General features: G+C 67.8%; 1 protein-coding gene (cut by both window edges). It reads left to right on the forward strand.

All 25,210 nt of this window come from inside a single coding sequence — locus tag J5474_RS18265, hypothetical protein, on the forward strand. Of the gene's 47,625 coding nucleotides, 18,237 precede the window and 4,178 follow it; the stretch shown corresponds to coding positions 18,238-43,447 (codon 6,080, complete, through codon 14,483, partial); the first codon wholly inside the window starts at position 1. Both codon boundaries (start and stop) fall beyond the window edges.

Consider the following 25,210-nt stretch of genomic DNA (forward strand, 5'->3'; position numbering starts at 1 on the left):
ACCGACGCCACCGGCGCGGTGAGCGCGCTGCACCTGGCAACACAGGCCGCGACGCAGGAAACGCGCATCGACTTTGGGTCGCTGGACGTGCTCCTGACCGGCGTGCTGGGCGATGCGACGGAAACCATCGGCGAGACGATCAGCGACCTGAAGGCGGATATCACGCCGGATTTCTCTACCGGCGAGAACAGCAATACCCATCCTATGGCGGTGACGCTGCCGCTGCTGGGTACGTCCCTGGCGCAGCTGGTGGGCGCCGATACGCTGCTGTCCTTCGGTGACTACATACAACGCTACATGGGCGAGACAGCGGACAGCGCCATCGCCGCGCTGCCCGCCCCGACCTACGGCGTCACCGGTGAGCCGAGCCTCGTTGGACTGGTGAATTACCTGAGTGCCAACTGGCTGCCGCTGCTGGGCTTCTCCGAGGACGCGCTGACGCTGGTATCGGATCAGACCGGCCTGCGGCTGGTGTTCGACGACACGCTGACCATCGAGCGCAGCCAGCGCCTGACGCTGGGTGAGGCGATCGAGGCCGGGCTGGACCACCTGCCGTTCGACGTGCCGCTGGAGCTGGACGCCGACGTGACGCTGAACCTGACGGGGACAGTGTCCTCGGGCTTCTCTCTGGCCTTCGACTGGACCACGGGCGACACCAGTTTCACGCTGGACCGGCTGGAATACGACCTGAATGCGTCCGTCGATGACGTGGTGATCGGGGCGAGCTTTGGCCCGCTGGGCGCCTCCATCGGGGATCGCAGCCGCGAAACCGGGCGCATCACGCTGGCGCTGGCCGGTCACGTGGAGGAAACCACGGCGGGCTTCCGCAACGTGCTGACATCGAGCAACCTGGAGGTCGATCTGCCGGTCTATGCCGAGGTCGGGTCGCTCGACCTCGCATCGGGGAAGACGCCGCGCATCCTGGCATCCGGCGATTTCCTGACCGATGGCCTGCCGGAATTCGAACTGGTCGATTTCGACGCGCTGCTGGATTTCCGCAACGTGTCGGTGGTGGACATCATCCAGATGTTCCCCGACTTCCTCGATACGCTGGAACAGGTGCGCTACAGCGACATGTTCGCCACCGATCTGCCCTTCGTGGGCACCGGGCTCGATACCGTGCTGCAGTTCGGCGAGGCGTTCGAAACCAACGTCTACGACAAGATCGACTTCTACCGCCCGCTCGAGGTGGTCAGCACCTTCCAGGGTATCACGGTCGCGCCGGTGGTGCGGACGGTGGACGGCACCCAGATGGTTCAGGTCCGCATGGCTTCGGCCTTTGGCGGGTTCGACGCGAGTCTGTTCGACGGGCGTGAGGTGTCGCTGTACCAGACGGTGAACGGCGTGCGGACGGCGGTGGGCACCTATACGGTGTCCTCCGTTCTGGACGGCAAGACGGCGGTGTTGCCCGCGTCGGTGACGGCAGTCGGCACTTTTGAGGCGGTCGTGCACGAACGTCGCCAGAAGATCCGCACATTGCAGGAATTCATGACGGCGGTGAACAACTCCGGCGTGCTGCCGCCGGGGATCACCATCAGCTACGACCCGCTGGAACGCGCCTTTGTGGTGCCGATGCAGTTCGCGCAGACCTTCGAACCCTTCGAGGTTCCGCTGAGCCTCGACATCGGGTCGGACGCGCTGAGCCTGTCGACCGATGCCGTGGGCGGCATGACGGTGAACGTGGCCGGGCAACTGGGGTTCTTCATCGACCTTGACGGCCGGACCTATTCCGGCGCGGCGGGACGGACCACTGCCGGGTCGGAACTGTTCTCGGACGACACGTTCATCTTCGATTCCACCATGGTGGGCTACGGTCTGGAACTGGGCGGCGAGCGCTACACCGTCACCGGATACCGCAACGAACACCTCGTGGTTCTGGACCGCGCCGTGGCAGAGAGCGAGGCCAACCTCGGCTTTGTCCTGCGGGAGGGCGAAACCAGCCTTGGCATTCAGGACGTGTCGGTCAGCGCCGGCGTGTCGCTGGACGTGACAGACCTGGAGGTGGCGCTGTCCATCGGTTCGCTGGGCGCGACCGCAGGCGGCGCGGGCAGCGGATCGGGCGTCCACCTCGAGGCGCAGGTGACGGCACGGCTCGACCGCAACGCGGACGAAGTCGTGCCGGGCGATACCCGATTTGGCCTGACCGACGTGAACGCGGGCGATATCGTCATCACCGCGACCGGCACCGCGAACGCGTCCTTGCGCGGGCTGACGGTCAATCCGGGCTTTGGGTCGGACATTCCGCTGGCGCCGAACGCGGAGGTGTCGATCACGGCGCTCGACCTGTTCGATCCCGGCGAATTCGTCACCATCGCGCAGGACCCGAACTATGCCGCCGACCTCGACCTGCTGGTGGCGCAGGGGCAGATCGCGGCGAACGATATCGTGGTGGTCTACCCGGAGCTTGGCGCGCTGTTCGATTTCAAGGACATGTCGCTGGCCGATATCGTCGGCGCGGTGCGCGACGGGCTGGACCTGCTGCGCGGCGTGATCGAGGATCAGCCGTTCTACGACGAGATCCTGCCGGGCGTCGGCAAGTCGCTGGCGGATGCCTTCCCCTTTGTCGACGAGATCCTCGCGCAGGTGGAGGAGGCGGCGGAGAACCCGCAGACCGCCTTTGACCAGATCGAGGCGCTGTTCGAGAACGCGCTGGGGATCGACGACGACAACACGCTCGCCGCCGAGAATCAGGTCTTTGCCCTGCGCATGAACGGCGAGGCGCTGGATATTCACATGAATATCCAGAAATCCTTCCGCGAGACCTTCGGACTGGCGCTGGATATCCAGCAACTGGCCGGGATCGTCGGGGCCGACGGGCTGGCGGGCTTCGATTTCGCCAACGACCTCGTGAGCGGGTCGGGTGACGTGGAACTCGACGTGCTGGCAAAGCTGCGCCTGCACGCCGGCGTCATCCTCAGCGCCGAAGGCATCGAGACCTTCCTTTACGACTACGACCCGACGCGGGTGGTCACGACCACGGCGGCGGCCTTCGGGTCAGTCGGCTTTGCACGCGGATCGTCGACACTGGCCGAGGATCAGCGCCAGGCGGTTCTGGCGCAGATGCGGCGGATGATCGGCGAAAGCGGCAAGGACGTCACCCGGCTCTGGGCGGAGGTGAACACCGGCTGGCTGTCCTCGACCGAGGGTGGCAATACCGATACCCAGCATGGCAAGGGCCAGCTGGCGGGGCGCCGCATGAGCGCCATCCAGGACCTGCAGGACTGGCTGTCGGGCGAACTGGGCGTCGATGTGCAGCTGCTGTCGGGCAGCCAGACGGCGGATTACGCGGGCAAGACCTTTACCGCGGTGGAACTGGAATTCCGCCAGGCGGTGGACCCGTCGAAGGCGCGCGGCACCTATGCGTCGCTCAACCTCGCGGCGCGGGGGTCGAACCTCGATCTGCAACTGGACGCAGGCGTGGCGCAGATCGGCATCAGCGACGGCTGGATCGCCATTGACGGCGACGGGCTGGCCGCGACCACCGACGATTACGCATCGCTCATGGTGCGGCTGGACCAGCAGGCGGGCAGCGTCGCGGATGATGGCCGGTTCTACCTGTTCGACGAACGGCTGGCGGACAATTACGCGGTGTCGCTCAGCGGCAACCTGCAGGCCAACCTGCCGATGCGGCTTCAGGCCTCCAGCCTGCCGGATATCGCGCTTGGCGCCTTTACCATGCAGACGCCGAAGGGCTTCGGGGCGTTGATGGACATGGCCAGCGGCAAGCTGGTCGAAGGCGAAGTGCTGCAACTGACCGTGCCGGATGCGCAGTCGGCGATGGATCAGTATCTGGGCGAATTCAGCCTGTTGGGTATGATCAACGACCCCAGCCGGCTGATCGACGGCGTCGATTTCGCGTTGGGGATGGTGCAGGACACGTTGCAGGACGAACTGAGCCGCGACATCCCGCTGATCGGGGACAAGCTGGCGGCCACCGGCAACTTCGTTCAGGATGTGCGGCAGGGTTTCCTGGGCGATCTGCGGGCAAAGCTGTCCTCCGAGGGCGGCACCACGGGCATCGTGCGCAATTCGCTGTGGTCGCTGTTTGGCGTCGACGGGCTGAACATCGTCCGCGACGTGAACGGCGACGGTACGGTGAACATCGAGGATATCGCCGTCGGCTGGTACGACCGTGCCGGCGTAAAGCTGGGCGACTGGGCGCAGGGCGATCTGCCGCCGGACAGCGCCGATGCGCTTCAGATCGAGATGGAACTGGGGCAGGACCTGCTGTCCACGGGCTTTGATATTCCGCTCGACTTCGACCTGCCGGGCTTCTCCATGGACATCGACGGCGGTTTCTCCTTCGAGGCCGGATGGACCTGGGAATTCGGCTTTGGCATCTCGGTGTCGGACGGGTTCTACCTGGTGACGCAGGACGGCGAGGACGGCGACGGCAAGCCCGAGATCCGCGTCGAGGCCAGTGCACGCCTGCGCGGCGACGACGACGACACGCCGTTCACGGCCACCGGGTCGCTGCTGTTCTTCGACGCCGAAGTGGTCGACGCCCGACCGAATGGCGAGGCATCCGGCGCGGAGGCCGTGCTGGGCATCGACGTGAAGGGCGACGGTCGCGGCCGCCTGTCCGCGTCCAAGCTGCTGTCGCAGTCCTTCAGCCAGAGCTTTGGCGTCGCCTTCGAGGTCGACAGCGACGTCGACCTGCAGATGACGCTTTCGGTGGACGCGGGCGGCGCGGTGGCGCTGCCGAAGTTGCGCGCCAACCTCGTGATGGATTGGGACTGGCAGATCGGCCAGAAGCTTCAGGCCCCGACCATCGAACTGGAGCGGCTGCGCGTCGACGTCGGCAGCTTTGTCAACGACTTCCTGCTGCCGCTGTCCGAAGACGTGTCGGATGCGGTCGATCCGATCTACGACTTCGCCAAGTTCATGATCACGGAACTGGACGAGCTGTCGTTCCTCAAGGGGCTTGGCATCACGCCCTCGCCACTGGGCTTCGTCAACGGGATGCTCAAGCTCAAGGGCAAGCCGCAGATCCCGGAGGCGTTCTTCAAGGCGATCGTCTTTATCCACGATCTGCCACCGACCATCCGGGGCTGGGGCGACACGGGGGAAATCCTGCTGGGGGATATCGCCGGCATCGGCACCGGCACGCTGTCGGGCACGGCGGCGACCGGCGATACCGGCGACAGCGCGGCACTGGACGCCAAGCTGCGCGCGTTGGAGGCGGCAAGCTCGGGCGGGTCGTCCTCCGGCACCACGGTAAAGAAGGGCACATCGGCCACGCCGCGGTCGGGGTTCAAGACCTTTGAATACCTGACCGACCTCGACAACTGGATGTCGATCCTGTCGGGCGGCGATGCGATCCTGTTCACCTACGAACTGCCGCTTCTCGAAGCGCGCGCCGAGTTCGAGGCGCTGCTGGGCGTGATCCCGATCATTCCGGGGCTGGTCAACTTCAAGGTTTCCGCCTTTGGCGGGGTTTCGGCCAAGGCCGACCTGGCATTCGGCTATGACACCTTCGGCATCCGCAAGGCGCTGTCCTCCTCTGATCCGCTGGACGCGCTGGACGGCTTCTTCCTGGCCGACTGGACGCTGCCGGAATTCCGCAACGGCTCGATCGTGGCGGGCACGGGCGGCGTGGAGAAGGACGAATTCACGCTGGATGCCTGGATCGGGCTGAAGATGGGCGTGAACGTCGGTCCGATCTCTGGCGGGGGCAAGGGCCGCGTCGAATTCGGCGCCGGCCTCGACGTGCAGGACATCGCGCGCCCGCTGCTGGTCAAGGACGACTGGGGCAACGTGCTGGCAAGCCAGACGACGTGGATCAGCGACGGTCGCATTCGCGGGTCCGAGATCTGGACCATGCTCAACTACGAAAGCGACACGCCGAACCCGCTGAACCTGTTCAACCTTTCGTTGCACGCCGACCTCGTGCTGGGTGCCTTCGTCGAACTGGACCTGTGGGTCAAGACGATCACGCTTTATGATCAGGACCTGTTCAAGCTGCGCCTGTTCGAAACCACCTTCGAGGCGCCGCGCGTGCAGCCGGTGCTGGCCGAGAAGCAGGGCGACACGCTGCACCTGAACTTTGGCACGCGGGCGGAGATGCGAAAATACTTCGGCACCAACGACGCCGGCGAAAGCGTGGTGCTGTCGGGCTCCGGCGGGACGGTGAACGTCGAGTGGGACAACTGGTACCAGTCGTTCAGCGGCGTGCGGAAGGTCGTGGCCACCTTCGGTGACGGCGATGACATGATGGACGCCACGCGCCTGTCCGGCGTGACCTTCGACATCGACGGCGGCGACGGCAAGGACACGCTCCTGGTCTCCACCGGCGGCGGCGTGCTGAAGGGCGGTGCGGGCAAAGACAGGATCCAGGTCGGGCAATTCGAGAAGGGTGTCTTTACCCCTTCACAGGAGAAGGGGGTCGCGGGCAGCTACACACCGGGCGATTTCGTGACCACCACGGCCCAGGCCGACGGTTTCCGGATCGAGGGCGGCGACGGCGACGACGTGTTGTCCGGCGGCTTTGGCGACGATTCCATCTACGGCGACGCGGGCAACGACCGGATCACCGGGCTTGCCGGCAACGACTGGCTACAGGGCGGGACGGGCGATGACCGGCTGGCCGGCGGCGCGGGCGCGGACACCTATGCCTTTGCCGAGGCCTACGGCAACGACCGCATCAGCGACGACCGGGACGAAAGCACGGGGCTGGATTTCTCCGGCATGGGCAATGGCGTGACGGCGACGATCACCAAATCGGGCGTGACCGTTTCCGACAACGGGTCTGACGGCGAGGTGCGCGTGTCGCGCCTCACGGTGGACCGGATCACGCTGTCGGGCTTTGCCGACACGCTGTTCACCACGGCCTTCCCGGCGTGGGAGGCGCAGATCACCGACACCGGCGGTGAGGACGATTACAACTTCCGCATGGGTCGGGCCGGCGCGCGGGGCGATACCGGCACCTTCCACATCACGGAAACCGGCGGCGATTTCGACGAGATCATCCTTGAACAGACGGCGGCACGCGGCGCGGACGACGCGATCCGTCTGGGCAACGGCGTCATTTCCAACGGGCGGGAACAGATCCGCTACACCTCTGGCGACGTGGAGCGGCTGACGCTGACGGGCAAGGGCGCGCGGACCGAGGATACCGCCGTGCGGGCGTTTGGCGGCAACGTGGGCTTTGTCGCGCTGGACGGGCAGACGGTGATCGACCTCGGCGCGACCGAACTGCGGGCGATTGCGCATACCGTCACCCAGTTCAGCGCGCTCATGGCGCAGGGCGTGATCCTGGAACAGGAAACCACGCTGACCATCGCGCATGACGTGACGCTGCTGAACGGTGGCGCCATGGACCTGCGGGTGGTGGGCGACGATGCGTCGATCCGGGTCAACGCGAATATCTCCTCCTCCGCCGATCTGGGCGCGGGGACGGATGGCGACAGCTGGATCCGAATGACCGCCGCGGACGGCAATGTGTCCAACGCCGCCGGTGTCACCATCGCGGCGGAACAGGGTTACCTGGTCATCAAGGCACGTGATGCCATCGGGTCGAAGGACACGCCGATCCATACGCGGGTGAAGGAGATGACGCTTGCGACCTCCGCCACCGGCGCGGGCGACGTGGCGATCCGCGAGGACGACGACCTGACCCTGATCGAGGAAAAGGCGCTGGACCGCTATGAAAACGCCGGTCTGCAGATTCTGGCGACCCCGGCGGAGGACGATTGGGAAAGCGGCGTGACCTGGGTCACGCGCGCCGGTGCGGCGGCGGCGGAATGGCGCGATATCCTGCGCAAGAACCGCGGCAACATCCGCGCCGACGTGGCCATCGAGGTGGCGAACGGCGATCTGGTGATCGACCTGACGGCGCAGGATGCGCTGCTGACGCTGGCTTCGGGTCATGTGCTGGCGCACAAGGCCGACGCACAGATCGTGTTCAACGCCGACGACATGGACTTTGCTTCGGGGGCGAACCGGATTGTCGGGGCCGGCGGGCTGACGCTGCGGTCTCAGCAGGCGGTCTGGCACACGGTCCTGGGAACCGCGGCGGAGGATATCCGTGGCGTCGATCTGCCGGAGGATGGCGACGTGCAGGGTCCGACGCCGGGGCTTTACCTTTCGTCGCGCGATGTCGCGGCGATCAAGGACGGGTTCACGCAACTCATCGTCGGGCGGCGCGACCTCGGCAACACCATGGTGTTGGGCGACCTGAAGGATGCCGAGTTTGCCAAGATGCCGGACAATTCCGGCCCCGTGGCGCGGCCCGCCGACAGCCGCTTTGCCAGCCTGCGCGACGATACGCGCCTGTTGTCCGACGTGATGACGGTCATGGGCGACGTGCAGGCGCCCGCCGATCTGGTGGAGCTTCAGACCCGCCTGCTGCGCGTGTCGGCGCAGAATATCCAGGACCTGACCGGCTTCGCGGATTCCGGCGTGTCCGGCATGAACGTGAAGATCTCGGCGGACGAGCAGATTTCGGTCGGTGGCTGGGTGCGGGGCACACGCAGCGTGACCATCGACGTGTCCGGCGTGCAGGACCCGACCGTGCGGACGGACGCCTACGTGACGCCGATATACCTGAACGAGGCGGGTCACCTGAGCGTCACGATGGACGTCGGTTCGGTGATCGAGACGACCGGCGATGGCAGTACCTTTGACATAACGACCGCCGGTGCGGTCGAGGTGGGCGCGAGCCTGCTGCTGGGTGGCGTGGGGTCCATCATGACGCTGGACGCCGGCGGGCCGCTGTTCCTGCTCGAAGGCGGGGTGATCCAGTCGACGGGCGACAACTCCCTGATGGATCTCTCGTCGGACGATCTGGTGTCGATCAACAAGGGGTCGGCCCTGCTGTCGGGCACCGACTACGTGACGGTGCCGAACCCGGCCGATCCGTCGCAGACGATCCAGCAACTGGTGACGCTGGCCACCGGGGCGAGCGTCAAGGTCGCGGCAGGCGCCGAGATGCTGCTGGCGGGGTCGATCGCCGGGGCGGGCGCGATGGAATTCGCCGGCGGCAACCAGCGCTATGACGGTCTGATCTATGGCAAGCCAAAGCTGGCGGACGGCAGCGACAATCCGGCCTATCGGGCGAAGTATTCGATCTTTGACAAATCTTCGACGTTTGAGCTGATTGCGCTGACCAATCCGCTGAGCTACCTGGCCGAGCATACCGGCGGCTACGGTCTGTGGATGTCGGGCGACATGGTCAGCCTCGCGGCGCGGCCCGTGGTGCTGTCGGCGGCGCAGGACGTGATCGTGACGGGCTATGTCACCGCGACGGCGGCGGGCGCCGACGTGACGCTGCACTCGGACGAGTTCTTGTACGTCGACGGGCAGGTGACAGCGGATGCGGGCGTGACGATGCTGGGCGGCCTTGCGCTGGACGGCAGCGCGCTGGCGGCGGGTGCCGTAACGGCGGATGCGCGCGGGTCTTCGGTCTACCTCGACAATTCGGGTGCGATTCAGACGAACGCGGCCGGCTCCTTCATCACGGCCACGGGCGGGCAGGACGTCGACATCTTCGGGACGCTGATCGCGGGCGGCTATGCCGATGAAACCGGCGTACATTTCAACCTCGACGCGCAGGGCAATGGCGGGTCGAGCGTGACGCTCGAGGCTGGCCAGCAGCTGCTGATCGGCAAGGGCATCCTGACCAGTGGCGACATTACCGTGACGGGCGGCGTCGCGGGGGCTGACGACCACTGGGACGGCGAGAAGATGTATTCCGCGCTGGCCTCGGATTTCGAGAACCCGCTGTCGCTTTATATCAATTCTGCGGGCGGCCTGACGGGCGCGGGTCTGGGCGCGAACGGTGCCGGATCGGTGGTCACGATCAATTCGACCGGGCGGGCGGAACTGTTGGGCAATATCATCGCCGGCGGGCGGCTGGTGCAGACCTATGAACAGCGGCAGATGCCGGACGGCACGACAAAGACCTTCCTCGTGGAGAAGCACGTCGACTGGACCGGACGCGAAAGCGACGTGGTGGTGCGGTCTGACAGCCGGGTGATCCTCGGCGGTCTGGTCAAGACGGAGGACGGCCGTATCGTTGACGCGGGCGGCTACGTCCGGGCAAGCCGCGCGGTGGATGCCATCGGCGGCGCGGACGCGGTGACGGGCACCGGGCTGGTGGTCAACGCGGCCTCCGAAATCGTGGTCGAAGGCACATGGGACTATGACGCCGACGGCAATCGCAGCCGCGCGGCGGGTGGAACATACGTCGACGGGTCGATCTCGCTGAAGGGCGCGGGCGACGTGGACGTGCTGGGCCTGCTGCTGTCCGGCGGCCGCGTGGTCGAGCACCGCGACCCGGTGGCGGGCAAGTATCAGGGCCGTACGCTGGACGCTTACGACGTGGATTCCGAAATCCTGATCGAAGCCGACCGGCAGGTGATCATCGGCACCGACATCACCGCGGGCAAGCGCATCGACGTGATCGGCGGCATCGACGACCGGACCCCCGTGGCGGGCGACCCGGACCACCAGTACGACGGCACGGGGCTGGTGCTTTATGGCTCCGCCGCGGTGACGACCACGCGGGAGAATTCCGTCATCAACCTCGCGGGCAAGGGCGACGTGAAGGTACTGGCCCCGGCCTGGGTCAACATGCTGGAACTGGACGCCTGGCCCGTCAGCGTGAACGGCACGCTGGGGCAGGACGTGTCTTTTGTCATGCAATACGACCGGCTGGGCTTTACCGTTGAAGCGGTTGTGACCGTCACGGCGGCGGAGGCGGCGGATAATACCGCCATCACCGACCTGCAACAGGACATCCGCGACGCATGGGACGCGGCAACCTGGACCGTGGTGCAGACCGATGCGGCGGGGATCACGCCTGACATCGGCACCGATTACGCAGGCCTTTCAGCGATCCACGCGGCGCATCGCGACGCCAGCGACAGCACGCCCGACCTCGACGTGATCCTGCGCGAAGGGCGGCTGGCCTTCGTGTCGCCCTACGAGGTGAAGATCCTCGACGATGCGAGGCAGCAGAACGTGGCGCTTCTGGGCGTGGCGTTTGGCGGTACGGCGGAACTGGTCTCCGGTCAGCGCTACGCGCTGGACGCGGCAGCGGCGGGCAGCATCGTCAACCTCGGCTCCGCCACCGGTCCGAACGGAGAGCTATACATCGCGGGCAAGATCCGCGCACATTCGGCGATCAACATGTTCAGCGATCCGGCGTCTCTCGATGGGGGAATCCGTCTGGACGCCACCGGCGTGCTGGAGACGGTGGACGGTTCGATCACCTTCGAACTGGGGCAGAACAGCCTGCTCGAAGGCGACATCATTGCACATGGTCAGGACCGCGACGTGATCCTGTCGGCCCAGGGCACGCTGAAGGTGCAGGGACTGATCGAGGCCTCGCGCAATGTCACGCTGACAGGCGGCACGGCGGCGCGGTCACTGGACATCGACAATACCGCGCGCCTGCGGGTGCTGCAGGCGGGCGGGGCGATCACGCTTTCGGGCGATCAGGAGATCTACCTGAACGGCACGCTGGAGACGCTGCGGGACGACCAGACCATCGCGGTGGATTCGGCCAATGGCGGCGTCGTGCTGACGCGCGATTTCGGGCGCATCCTCGCGGCGGGCGATCTGTCGATCCATGGTGCGGATGTCGACGTGCAGGGCGTGATCACCAGCACCTTTGCCGGGGGCAGCCAGCCGGAGGTGCGCATCGTGGCGGACAACGCGCTGGATATCGGCGCGAACCTGACGGCGGCGGGCGATCTGGCGCTCGAGGCGTCCAACCGGGTGACGGTCGTCGATGCGGTGCTGAAGGCGCAGACGGTGGCCTTTGTCGGGGCGAACGTGGTGCTGGGCGATACGGCGTCGAACCGTGGCGCGGTCGTGGTGGCGCAGGACGCCATCACCGGGGTGCTGACGGGCGACCTGCGGGTCGAGGAAGGCGTGCTGATCGGCACGTCGGCCACCGGGTCGCACATCGACCTGTCGGCGGAGACGATGACGATCATGGGCACGCTGCACGCGGGTGCCGCGCTGCAGGACACGCCGAGCCTGAAGCTGACCGCGGCGGCGGACGGGGCGACCGTGACGCTGACCGCCAGCGACAGTCTGCGGCTGGGCGGGACCGACCATCTGGGCGTCGCGAAGGGCGGCAGCGTGCTGGCCACCGGCGGGATCACCCTGAACGGCGGTTCCGCGGCGATCCTGCGCAGCGGTGGTGCCATCATCGAGGCGGGGCTTTTTGTCGATGCGGCGAGCCGGGTCGAGGTTCTGGACGTGGCGGGCACCGGGTCCGGCACGATCGCCATCACCGGCACGCGGGACGTGGTGCTGAACGGCCAGATCTACGCCGATGGCACTGGCGGCGTGGTGGATGTGGACGTCGAACGGCGTGCGCTGCTGAACGGCTTCCTGCGGGCCAATGCGGCGGTGGACATCTACGGCGGGAAGTCCGATCCGCTGGCCTATTCGGTCGAAACAGAGACGGTGGTCTACGACGAAACCGACCCGGCGAACCCGGTTCGCCTGTCGGGTTCGGTGATCGACACGCTGGCGGCGGACGGCACGGTGACGATCACCGGCGGCGGCACGCTGCGGCTGGGCGGGAAGATCGGCGAAGCGTCAGCGGCGGACGGCATCACCGGGCTGCCGAAGACGGTGACGCTGACCGGGTTGGGCGATGCGCAGGTGCAGGTGACGGGCGAGGTCTTTGCCCGCTCCGACATCCGCGTTTCGGCACAGGACGTGTCGGTCATGGAGGGCGGCAGCCTTCTGGCCCGCGCCGCCGATGCGCTGATCGAGGTAACGGCGCGCGGCGGCATCCAGATCGCCGCGGCCACCGGCGGCGGCCGCAATGGCGCGATCCAGTCGGCCGGGCAAGCGCATCTTCTGGCCGGGACGATCGTCGTCGCGGGCGCGCTTGAGGCGGAGTCCGCCCTGTGGCTGGACGCGACCTCGCAGATCCTCGTGACCGGCGCGGTGCAAACCTCCGGCACGGAGGCCAGCGACAGCATCGTGCTGCGCGCGGGCGCGGCGGCGGTGAACCGCACGGCGGCAGACCTGCGGGACACGGCCCTGTTGCCGGCCCTGACCGGAGGCATGGTCTACATCCTGGGCGCGGGCACCGTGACCACCGCAGGCGATGCGCAGATGCGGGCGGGCGGCGATGTGGTCGTGAACTCCGGCGCCACCGGCGCGCAGGGCTACGACCTGACATTCGCCATCACGAAGACAGAAAAGGTCACCGAAGAGATCATCACCGGCTACACCCAGGTCGCGGTGGGCACCGTCGACATCGAGGTGGTGAAATTCGTCGAAACGACCTTCTTCGTGCAGGAGGGCTACAACTCCATCCCGGTGGGCACGACGCGCCATACCTTCGACTTCGATCTGGTGCAGAACGGCTATTCGAATGGCACGCAGATCGTGCAGTTCTTCGTCCAGGGCTTCGACTACCGCAACAGCTCGTCCTCGCTGGGGGCAGAGCATGGCGCGCCCGTCATCAACTGGGGCGTCGCGGGCACACCGGGTGCCGTCACCCCGCCGGCGACCAATGCCACCTTCAAGGAACTGACGGACGATCAGAAGGACAAGGTCCTGCAGCAGCTGGGCTACAAGCGGCATTACACCTTTGTCTACAAGACCGGCACGGGCAAGGAAGTCATCGACAACAACGGGTCGAAGAACATCCTGAACTGGACGCCGGACTGGGTGAGCAAGCCGACCGAGATCGTCAACGTGCAGGTCGACGGCCTGCTGGACAAATGGATCACCATTCCCGTGGGCGCCGAGGACGACATCGCCAAGGTCGTGACGACGGGCAAGCCGGTGACCACGGAAACCGTGGTCGGGCGCTCCTACGACGAGGCGAACCTCAACTACAGACAGCAAAGTTCGATTCTGACCGGGACGCGGACGAATCTGGGCAACGATTATTACCTGAGCGACGATGACGGGAAGTCGCTGAATTTCGACCTGAGCATCAAGGACGGGCAGAAGCGCGTCTACGAGATCAACAACCGCAGCGATATTGCGCTGGCCTATGCGTCGCAGTGGACTTCCGCGAGCCAGTTTGCAGAGACAAACAGTGCGATTGCGGGGGACATCCGGGGGATCGCGACCAGCGGTGTCAGCGGAAACTTCTATACTCTGGCGCGATCGCTGGAGCGCGTGAGCCAGGCCAACGGCGCCTATACCAGCGCATCGGGCTACGAGATCGAACGCCGGCAGGCCAAGATGACGATCAAGCTCGAAAGCTTCTACCAGGCAAATAACAACGAAAGCGGCGCGGACGAGGACTACGTCATTGCGTGGTACGGCTACAACGACCGGAACGACTACTATCACGACGGTCGGGGCAGCTATAACCAGTACAGCAATCCCGGGTCGGCGTTTACCTGGACGGGCGGCTGGGCCAACTACAGCGACCTGAACAACCTGCAATACCGGTATGAACTGTGGGAAGCGGACCCCGGCGGTCGCGGCGACGATGTCTTTGAAGACAACGACGACTTCGAGGCCTGGTTCGAGGGAACTTGGTATCGTGGATCCAATACGAATAACCATAGGCACGACCTCAGCGACGGCAGCCATGTCACCTTTGATATCACGTCCGATTTCCGGTACGATCAGACCTATTCCAATATCAGTGGCTACAGTGCCGCCGGCACGCGTGGCACGTCTTTCAGCGGCAAATCGGGCAGCGCATATGCCGGCGTGAGCACCGATTTCTACGCGGATTGGTCGATCTCCAATGGCCAGTATTCCGAAGAATACCGCAATTACGTCTACCACTGGGAAAGCATCTACAACACTGTCACCGACTTCCGGACCACGCTGTCGTTCAAGGGCGAATCCGCCCCGGTGACGAACTACGACAACCAGCCCAACATGGTGCAGAAGACCGCAACCACGAAGGTCTCCGAAACCGCGACCAAGACGGTCTACGAAGAACGCGCCATCACCGAAACGGTCACGCGCGACGTGACATCGCTGGTCGATGCCAGCACGCTCAACGTGGCTGAGTTCGAGGGCGTCTCTGTCTCGGCGGGCAACCTCGTGTTGGACTCGGGCGGCAAGGCGCTGGTCTCCGGCAAGGTGGAGACCAGCGGGGCGGCGACGATCACCTCGGGCGGGGACTTTGGTCTGCGCGACCTGTCGCTGACGGCTTCGGGCCAGGTAGACAGCGCGTCGGAGATCACGACGGGCGGTGCCCTCAGCATCACGTCGCAGGGCAAGGCGGTGTTTGATGTGGCCTCCCGCGCGACTGTGGGCGGGGCGCTGACGGTCAGCGCCGCGAAGACGCTGACCATGGATGGGACTGTGCAGGCAGGCACGGCGGCGCTGTCGACGCAGGCCGGGCTGGAGGTGGCGGGCAGCCTGACCACGTCCGGTGCCATGACGCTGGGATCGGGGGCCGGGCGCGACGTGGTGCTGGCGCTCAACGCGCAGCTGACGGCGGGACCGGGCACGGAGGGCGACATTGCAGTGGCCGCTGGCGGCGCGATCCGCATGGATCACGCGGTGATCGCGGCGAGCGACCTGCTGACGCTGACCGCGCAGACCGGTGCGATCCTGTCCGAAGGGCGCGAAATCAGTGCCGGACGCCTGACGCTGGCAGCGGCGGGGGATATCCGGTCGGCGGGCGGGGCCTTTGGCTTTGACGCGGATACGCTGGTCGCGGCGACCAGCACGGCGGGCGTGATCCGTCTTGAGGACAGCGACGGCCTGACCATCGAACGCCTTTCGACGGAGACGGGCGACGTGACGGTGTCGGCGGGCGGCGCGCTGGTGGCGAAGGACATTCGCGCCGGGACCGCGGGCGACCGGGCACTGGTGCTGACAACGACCGGCGGCACGGCTGCGGCGCATGGCATCGCTCTTGGCAAGGTGCGCGGTGGCGACGTGACGGTGACGGCTTCGGGCGGGATCACCGGGCTTGGCGGAGCGGTGACGGCCGATGTGGCGGCAGCCCGGCTGGCGCTGCGCGCCACCGAAAGCGTGACGCTGGGCGGGCTGGACATTGCGGCGCTGGACGCGCGGTTGATGGCGAACCTGCAGGCGGGGAACCTCACGCCGCGCAGGCTGGAACTGACGACCACCGGCACCGGCGATCTGTCGGTCGAGCGGCTGGTCAACACCGGCGGGTCGGTCCGGCTGACTGCGGCGGGCACGGTCGACCTTGCCGCTCTGACCAGTCGGGCGGTGGGCGGCGGGACCGACATTACCGGTGGCGTCTATGCGCGCCAGCTGGACGGTGTGGCGACCACGGAACCGGATCTGGAGATCGTGGCCGGCGGCGCGATCCGCGGCGATGGCGTGGCGACGCAGCTGAAGGCGGCGCGCTCCGTTGGCGGCAGCGTGGCGCTGACGGCGGGCTCGGGGATTACCGGCGTGGTGCTGGATGCCGAGGTGCTGGAACGGGCGGTGACGACCACGGGCGGGATCGACATCGCGCATCGTGGCACGCAGGGGCACGCGGTCTGGGAAGTTTACGGCCTGCGCGCGGATGCGGGCGACATTTCCGTGACCACCGATGCCGCGATGAAGCTCGCGGCGGTCGGTGCGGCACGGGACATGGCCTCGGTTTCCGTTACGGCATCGGGCGGCGATCTGTTCATCGCCACAGATGCCGAACGCAGCGCCCTGCGCAGCGCGGGCCATCTGGACGGCGCATTGGCGGACCTTGGGGGACTGAGCGCGCTGGCGGGCGGCGCCGTGGTGGCGGGCGGCGTGGTTGGTAACCTGACGCTGAGCGCTTCGGGTACGCTGGTCACCCCGGCGGATACGCGGTTCGACGCGCAGCATGGTGTCACCATCACCAGCGGCGACAGCTACGCGCTGTCGACGGCGCAGACCTACGCGGCCGAGGTCATCCGGGTCACGTCGGACAAGGACATCACCACATCGGGCAGCCTGGTGATCGGCGGGCAGGGCAGCGGCGCGGCCGAGGTCACGCTGACCTCTGGTCGGGATATCACGCTGGCGGGGGTCATCCGCACCAGCAGCGGCGCGGCCATCGACGCCGTGACGCTCACGGCCGACGGCTCGGACCTGCAGCAGCGCAACCTCGTATCCGAGGTCAGCGCGCGCCGCATCGTCGAGGACGCCAGCGGCGCCCGCCTGATCGAGGCGCAGGCCCCCACCGATGTCGACGGCGCGACCTACGCGGTCTACGTGCCGCAACAGGCCTATGTGGTCGAGAGCTTCGTGGCGGGCGGCCAGACGTGGTATGTCTTTGATGCGGTGCCCTTTGGCGCGCCGACGGCCAATTCCGTGAAGGTCGCGGCGACCAATCCCGACGGGTTGGGCGCGCTGACGCGGATCAGCACGGACGCCAATGGTGCGATCGTATTCGGCACCGCGCTTGCGGTGCAGGACGGCAGCGGCAACGCGACGCCGCCCACCGTTCTGGGACGCGGCAGCATCGACGTCACCGCACGGCTTGCCGGCCAGGCGACGAGCCTTGTGCTGATGCAGCCCGCGTCCACGTCCGGCACCTTCGACCTGCGGCTGGAATGGCCGACCGCCGCGGGCGGGATCGACGCGCGGGTGATCAGCGGCAGCTGGGGATCGCTGGCGGCGCAGATCGAGGCGCTGACGGGGCTGAAGGCCGTGGCCGGGGCGGACCGGATCACGGTCACGCTGGATCGCACGGCGCTGGGAACGCGGGCCATGGGCGGCATCGCCGTGTCGGGCTTTACCCACACCATCGGCGGTACGACGCAAAGCACGGCGCTGACCGTTTCGGGCAGCCAACTGGGCCAGACCGTGCTGACCAACGCGGGTCAGAAGGCGACGGCGCAACATCTCGCGCTGGTGCAGGAGGATCTGTACCAAAGCACGATCACGCTGGATCTGGGTACGGCGGCCTACGGCGACATGACCATCCGCGCGTCCAGCGCGGCGGGGACGAACGGCCATGTCGTGATGACCGCCGGTCAGGACATCGACCTGGATCGTGTGGCGATCACGGCAACGGGCCGCGTGGACATGAGCGCGACCGGCACGGATTCGACCATCGTGGGCAGCCGCGTGCTGAGCGCTGACACTTTGGTGGCGCGGGCGACGGGTGAAATCCGCCTGAATACCGATGTGGACGTGGCGGATCTGGAGATCACCACCAACGTCTCGGGCCAGTCCATCGACATCACCAACGCGGGGCGGCTGGAATTCTCCGGTCAGCTGCACGAAGGCACGATCTACGTTGCCGCCAATGGCTCCCTTCTGCTGCGCGACGTCGAGATCGAAACCAACGCTGCGAGCAACAAGCTGACGGTTCACGCTGGCGACGACGGACAATTCCCGGGCGAAGCCGCGGTGATCGCGGCGCGTCAGGCGGAGACCGGGCTGAACGCCATTCCGCAGGAATCGCCCGCCTTCGAGGCGCGCGGTGGCGTGCTTATCGACCGTATCGACGTGGGCACCGGCGGCGCCGTGCAGATCCGCACATCCGGCATCGTCCGCGAAGTGCTGGTGGACGCGCCCACCGATACCCGCTACGCGCGGCAATCCACGACGCAAACCCAGCGCAACGCGCTGGACGCCAACTATGCTGACAGCGTCGACGTGATCGCGGCGCGGTTCACAGCCATCGCGGATTACTCCGGCGTGGCGGACAACGTGGCGAAGGTCACGGCGCTGACGGGGCTGGAATTCAGCGGCGTGGTGCCGGGCACGACCGGCGCGGTTTCGCTGGGCTGGGATACGCAGGCTGTGCCGCAGGTGATCACCGCCTCCGACCCGGACCTGCGGACCATCCGCGACGCCGCGGGCAATGTGCTGCGCAAAGTCTACACGATCTCGGGCAAGTATGCCTCCGGCGTCGGCTTCTCTTCCTCCGATCCGGCAATCGAATTCGTTGTGCAGGGGCTTTATTCGACGGGCAATATCTCTGTCTCCGGGGCCGGGCCGGTCACGGTGAACGGGGCGCTTTCGGCCGCGAACAGCCTGAGCGTCACCAGCACGGGAACCGGCACGGTAACGCTGGGCGGCGGTGCGGACCTTTCGGTTCGCGCGGCGAACGGGTCGCTGGTGGTTTCCGCTTCGGGCGACGTGCAGGCAGCCGCCGACAGCGTGCTGCGGGCGACGACCGTCACCGTGACGGCGGCGGGCAACGCTATGCTGGGCGATGTGACCGCGACCGGGGCGCTGTCGGTCACGGCGACGGGGGGCGATCTGAGTGGCGGCACCCTGACCGCTGGCGGGGCGCTGAGCCTTGTCGCCGGGGGCAGCATCGGCACCGATGCGGCGCCGCTGACGGTGAATGCGGCGAACATCAGCCGCGTGCAGGCAGGCCAGCAGGTCGACCTGACGCTTGCGGGCGCCGGGGGACGCATCGGCACCCTGACGGCGGTCGGAGCCGAGATCACGGCGGCCGGGGCCGTTACGGTCGGCAACAGCGACACCTGGACGCTGGACAGCCTGAGCGTGACCACGCCGGGTGCCTTCACCGCGACGGGCACCGTTTCGGTCGGCGGGCAGCTGACAGTGAACAACGCCGCGACGGTTGACCTTGGCTCGACCGGGACGGTCGATCTCGGCTCCGTGGTGGCGGGCAACGTGGGCCAGCTGACCGTGCGCGACACCAACGGGCTGAGCGTCAGCGGCACCGTGAGCGGCGCGGCCTCCGTCACCGCGGGCGGAACGCTGGACCTGGGCACGCTTTCCGCGGCGACCCTTGCCTCCAGCGGTGCGGCGATTACGGGAACGGGGCCGGTGACGGTCTCCGGGGCAACGACGCTTTCGGCCTCCGGCGCGGTGACGCTGACCGGGGCCAACGATTTCGGCGGTGCGGTCACACTGGCGGCCACGGGTGCCGTGACCCTGCGCGATGTCGACGGGCTGAGCCTTCACGGCACCAGCGGTGCTCTGAGCGCCATGACCGACGCGGGCGATCTTGCGGTCGGCGGTTTGACTGTCTCCGGCGGAGCAGCGCTGCGGGCTGCTGGCGACGTGACGGACAGTGGTGCCGTCACGGTGACGGGCGCGCTGAGCCTTTCCGCCGGGGCGGACCATGACATCCTGCTGGATGCGGCGAATGCCTTTGGCGGGGCCGTGACGGTTGAGCAGGCGCGCGATGTGGCGGTGAACACCACGGGTGCGCTGCGCCTCGATGGTGCCGCGACACGGGCCGCGACGCTGACCTCCGGCGGCGTGTTGACGCTGGGGCAGGGGGCGGGCTTTGTCTCCGGTGCCGGGATCGATCTGGACGGCGCGACGGGGATCACCCTCGGTGCGGTCACAGCCGGGACGACGCTGACGGCCAGCGCGGGTGCCAGCGGCATCACCGGGGGCGGCGGCGCGGTGCGCGTGGCGGGGCAGACAAGCCTGACCGCCTCGGCGGGCGCGGTCACCCTGACCCATGTCGAGAACGATTTCACCGGCGACGTGACGGTGAACGCAGGTTCGGCCACGCTGCATGACACCAACACGCTGGCCGTGGGCGGCAGCGTGACGGGTACCCTGACGCTGGACAGCGACGAGGCCGCGACACTGCTGGGGCTGACCAGCGGCGGGCTGAGCGTGACCGGCGCGGGCATCGGCCAGCGTGCGGGCACTTCGGTTGTCGTCGGCGGCACCGGCACCTTTGATGCCAACGGTGGCGCGGTCGTGCTGGATGCGGCGGACAATGATTTCGGCACCGTCGCGCTGAGCGATACCACCGACGCGACGCTGCGCGACACGAATGGCCTTGTGCTGGGCGGCAGCACGCTGACCGGCGCGCTGCGCGTCACTGCGGGGGCGGCGCTGACACAAACCGGAGCGCTGAGCGTGGGCGGGGACACGGTGCTGAACGCGGACCTCGGCGCGGGCGCTGCGGCCTCTGACATCACGCTGGCCAATGGCGGCAACGTCTTTGGCGGATCGCTGAGCGTCGGGCTGGGCCGCAACGTGACGATCGGCTCGGGGTCGGCACTGCACTTGGTGTCGGCGGATGTGCGCGGCACGCTGGACATCACCTCCGCCGGCCGGGTCTACAACGCCGATACCTGGACCGTGGCGGGCGACACGACAATCACCGCCACCGGCCAGTCGGTAGAGCTGACAGCGGCGCATGACTTCCAAGGCAGCGTTAGCGTCACCGCCGGGTCGCTGGTGATTAACGATATCAACGATCTGTCCTTTGACAGGCTGGCGCTGACGGGCGGCCTTTCCGTTTCGGCAGGCGGGGCGATCACCGGGACCGGCGTGGCCGAAGTCGCCGGCGCCACGGCGCTGAGCGCGGGAACGGGCGCCGTGATTGGCTTTGCCAACGCGGGCAACGACTTTGCCGGGGCCGTGACAATCACGCGGGCCGGGTCCGCCGTGCTGGCGGATCGCAACGCACTCGCGCTCGGCGCGCTGACGCTGAGCGGCGGGCTGACCGCCACGGCGGTCGGCAACGTGACCTCCGGTGTGCTGACTATCGCGGGCGACGTGACCGTGAGCGGCGGACAAGTGACGCTGAATGCCGCCGGCAACGTGCTGGGCGGACTGGTTTCGATCACCGGCAGCACGGTGGCGGTGAACGACACCACGGTGCTGACCCTCGGGGCCGTCGGGGCCACGGGCAGTCTGACGCTGCGGTCGGGCGCGGGCGTCTCCGGCACGGCGCGGGTCACCAGCGGCGGGGCGACCACCATCGTCGCGGGCAGCGGCGACGTGACGCTGAGCCACGCGGCCAACGGTTTTGCCGGGCTTGTGACGCTGACCAACGCGGGTGCGATCACGCTGAAAGCCACCGGGGCGCTGACCGTCGCGGGCGCGACTCAGGGCGCGGCCAGGGACATGGCGCTGACCACGACCGGCGCGCTCAGGCTTACCGGGACTACCGTCGTCACCGGCAGCGCGGTGCTTGCGGGACAGGGCATCACGCTGGGCGCGATGACCGTGGCTGGCAGCCTGTCGGCCAACGCCGGGACGGGCGCGCTGACGCAATCCGTGGGCGGAAGCCTGCAGGTGGCGGGCACCTCGATGCTTGCCGGCGGGTCGATCACGCTGGACCGGACGCTGCGGCTGACGGGGGGGGTGTCGCTGACGGCCTCGGGTGCGGTGACGCTGAGCAATATCAACGACCTCGTGATTGCATCGGCGGATATCGGCGGGGCGCTGCGGGCGACCAGCGCGGGCGCGCTGCGGCAGACCGGCGCGATGCGGGTCGGCGGTCTGGCGACGCTGACCGTGGGCGCGGGCAAGGCGATCACGCTCGACAACGCGGGCAACGATTTCGCCACCGTTACCACGGCGGGCGCGGCCAGCCTGAACCTGCGGGACATGAACGACCTTGGCCTGACGGCCAGTGTCACCGGCGCGCTGACGCTGCACGCCGGGGGGGCTGTGACGCTGGGCACGCTGTCCGCAGCCCGGCTGGGAGCGACTGTCGGCAGCCTCGCGGGCAGCGCGGCTGTGACCGTCGCGGGCACGGTGACCATAGCGGCGACGGGCGATGTGACCCTGTCGAACGCGGGCAACGTGCTGGGCGCGCTGGATGTCTCGGCGCAGGGCCTGACCGTGACCGACAGCGGCGCGCTGCATTTCGCGCGCCTTCTGCTGGGCGGATCGCTTGTTGCGCAGGCGGGCGGAGACGTCACGCAGACCGCCGCCCTTTCGGTGGCGGGCAGCACGCGGATCACCACGCGCGGGACCGACGCCGTGACACTGACAGAGGCGGGCAACACCTTTGGCGGCATGGTGACGCTGTCGGGCGCGCGGGCGGCAACGCTGGCGGCCAGCGGTACGCTGGCGCTGGACGGCTCCGTCGGGACGGCGGCACTGACGGCTTCGGGGGCAGTGTCCTTCGGCACGCTGGCGATCACCGGCGCGCTGAGTGCGCAAGCCGGGACCAGCATCGCCCAGAGCGGCGCACTGACCCTTGGCGGGGCGCTGAGCCTGACGGCGGGCGGCAGCGTCACGCTGGGCGCGGCGAACGCGCTGTCGGGTGTCATCACCGCGACGGCCGGTGGCGACCTGACGATCACCGCGACCACGACCCAGCAGCTGGGCGCACTGACCACGGGCGGCGCTCTCCGCCTGACCTCCGGCCGGTCCCTGTTGCAGGCGGCGGGCTCCGCGATTTCGGTCACCGGTGCGGCCACCTTGGCGGCGAACGGCGGCGACCTGCGGCTGGATGGCCGTGACTCGAATGGCGTGCCGCTCAACCGCTTCGGTGGGCTGGTCACGGCCTCCGCCACGGGCGACCTCGACTTGCGGGCGGCGGGCGTCCTGACAGCGGACGTCACGGCGGGCGGGACTGGGCGCGTCGATGCCTCCGGCAAGCTGTACCTCGGCGCGTCGAACATTGGCGGCGAATTCGAAGCCACCGGCAACTTCACCCTGACCGGCGACATCACGGCGGCCTCCTACGATTACACTTCGGTCAATACCTTCGACATGGATGGCCACGTCATCACGGCGACCTCCGGGTCGGTGCGCATCGTGGCAGAGACCGACGTGACCCTCGGCCAGATCGTCGCCAACAGCGGCGACGTCACGGTGATCTCCAACAGCGGAACGATCCTCGACGGCTACGGCTCCACCCGCCCCAACATCGAGATGACCTCCGGCGCGCTGACCCTTCAGGCGGCGACAGGGAACCTCGCCTTTGCCTTTGTCACCGACACCACGGGGCCTTTCGCGGCCGATCCGGCGGGGCTGATCCACGTAAAGGCGGACAGCCTGTCGTCGCTGACCACCACGGGCGATCTGACGCTTTCTGCGGTCGGTGATTTCGTCATGGCGGCGGATGCGCGGCTGGTGACGGACGGCAATGTGACCGTGACGTCGGACGGCGACATCTACATCGCCACCATCGAGGCGGGCGCCGGCAAGTCGATCACGCTGGAGACCGATCACGACGTGATCGCGCTGCCGCGCAACGCGGGCGACGTGAACCTGTCGGCTCACGAAATCATCTGGCGCATCGGCGGCACGATTGGCGCGCAATCCGCGCCGGTACTGACCGAAGTCACCATGGACGGCACCGTGCAGGGCTCGGTCCTCTTCGGGCGCGAGGCGGCAGAGGCCAACCTGTCCTTCCTTGCCCGTGCGGGCCAGGATGCGGGCGCCTTCGGCATGGCGGGCGAGGCGGGCGGCATCAGCGTCGCGGGCGCTCTGCGGCTGACCTCGGACGCCGTGGACATGACGCTGCGCTCCGACCTGTCGGTGGCGACGATCACCACTGCTATGGACGCGGCGCGCCTGTCCATGGGCGACGGCACGGTGCTGACCTCGGCGGGGGCGGTGACGCTGACGGCGGACGAAGGTATCGACCTTGCCACGGTCGTGGCGCAGGGCGGGTCCACCATCGCGCTCAGCTCCGATACGGGGCGAATCCGGGATGTGTCCTCGGCGGAGACGGCCAACCTGACGACGTCCGGCCTGGTGCGCATCGACGCGCAAAGCGCGGGCACGGTCGGCACCGGCGATCTGGATATCGACGCCAGCCGCCTGCGCATCACCACGACCTCGGTCAATGCCGGGCAGGCCAGCGTGGAATCGCTGGGCACCGGCACCGTGATGCTGGAGCAGGGTGCGGTATCCGGTGCCCTGACGCTGGTGGCGCATGGCGAACTGGAGCAGGCGGGCACGGTGACCGCGGCTTCCATGGTCATCGACCTGACACGCGGCGGCGCGACCGGCAGCTTCCGCCAGCAGGCGGCGGCGCGGCTTTCGGCGACGGGCGCGGTGAGCATCGTCAGCGCGACCGATATCGCACTCAACGATCTGCGGACCACGGCGGGCGACGTGACGCTGACAGCGGGCAACCGTGTCGGTGGCGGCACGGCGGCGGCACCCGCGATCACCTCCACCGGTGGCGCGCTGACGATCGAGGCGGCGCGGATCGGCGGCGACCTCGACGCCGAAGCGCTGTCGCTGAACGTCACGCGCATCGCGTCGCTTTATACTCCCGGCGCGGGTGTGTCGGAGCGGACGATCAACGTGATCTCTCGCGGGGAAACCACGCTGGTGGATATGGACACCGCCGGGCAGGCGCGGTTCGTGCAGCAGGCGGGTAGCCTGACGCTGGGCGGCACGGTGACGGTCGGCGCGCTCGACATGGGCGTGACAGATGGCGACCTGCGGCAGGCGGCGACGGCGCGGCTGACCGTGACGGGCGACATCGTCCTGACAGCGGGCGACCTGTTGCCCGCAGATGCGACGGTGAAGGGCAACATGGCGCTGTCCTCGCTGGTCAGCCAGACGGGCGACATCCGCCTGGCGGCGGCGGGCACGGTGACGGACGGTTCCGATGACCGCGAGACCGCGATCCTGCGCACGCAGGACGCGGGCGGCAGCG

The sequence above is a fragment of the Sagittula salina genome (genome assembly GCF_017813235.1).
GTDB classification, from domain to species: domain Bacteria; phylum Pseudomonadota; class Alphaproteobacteria; order Rhodobacterales; family Rhodobacteraceae; genus Sagittula; species Sagittula salina.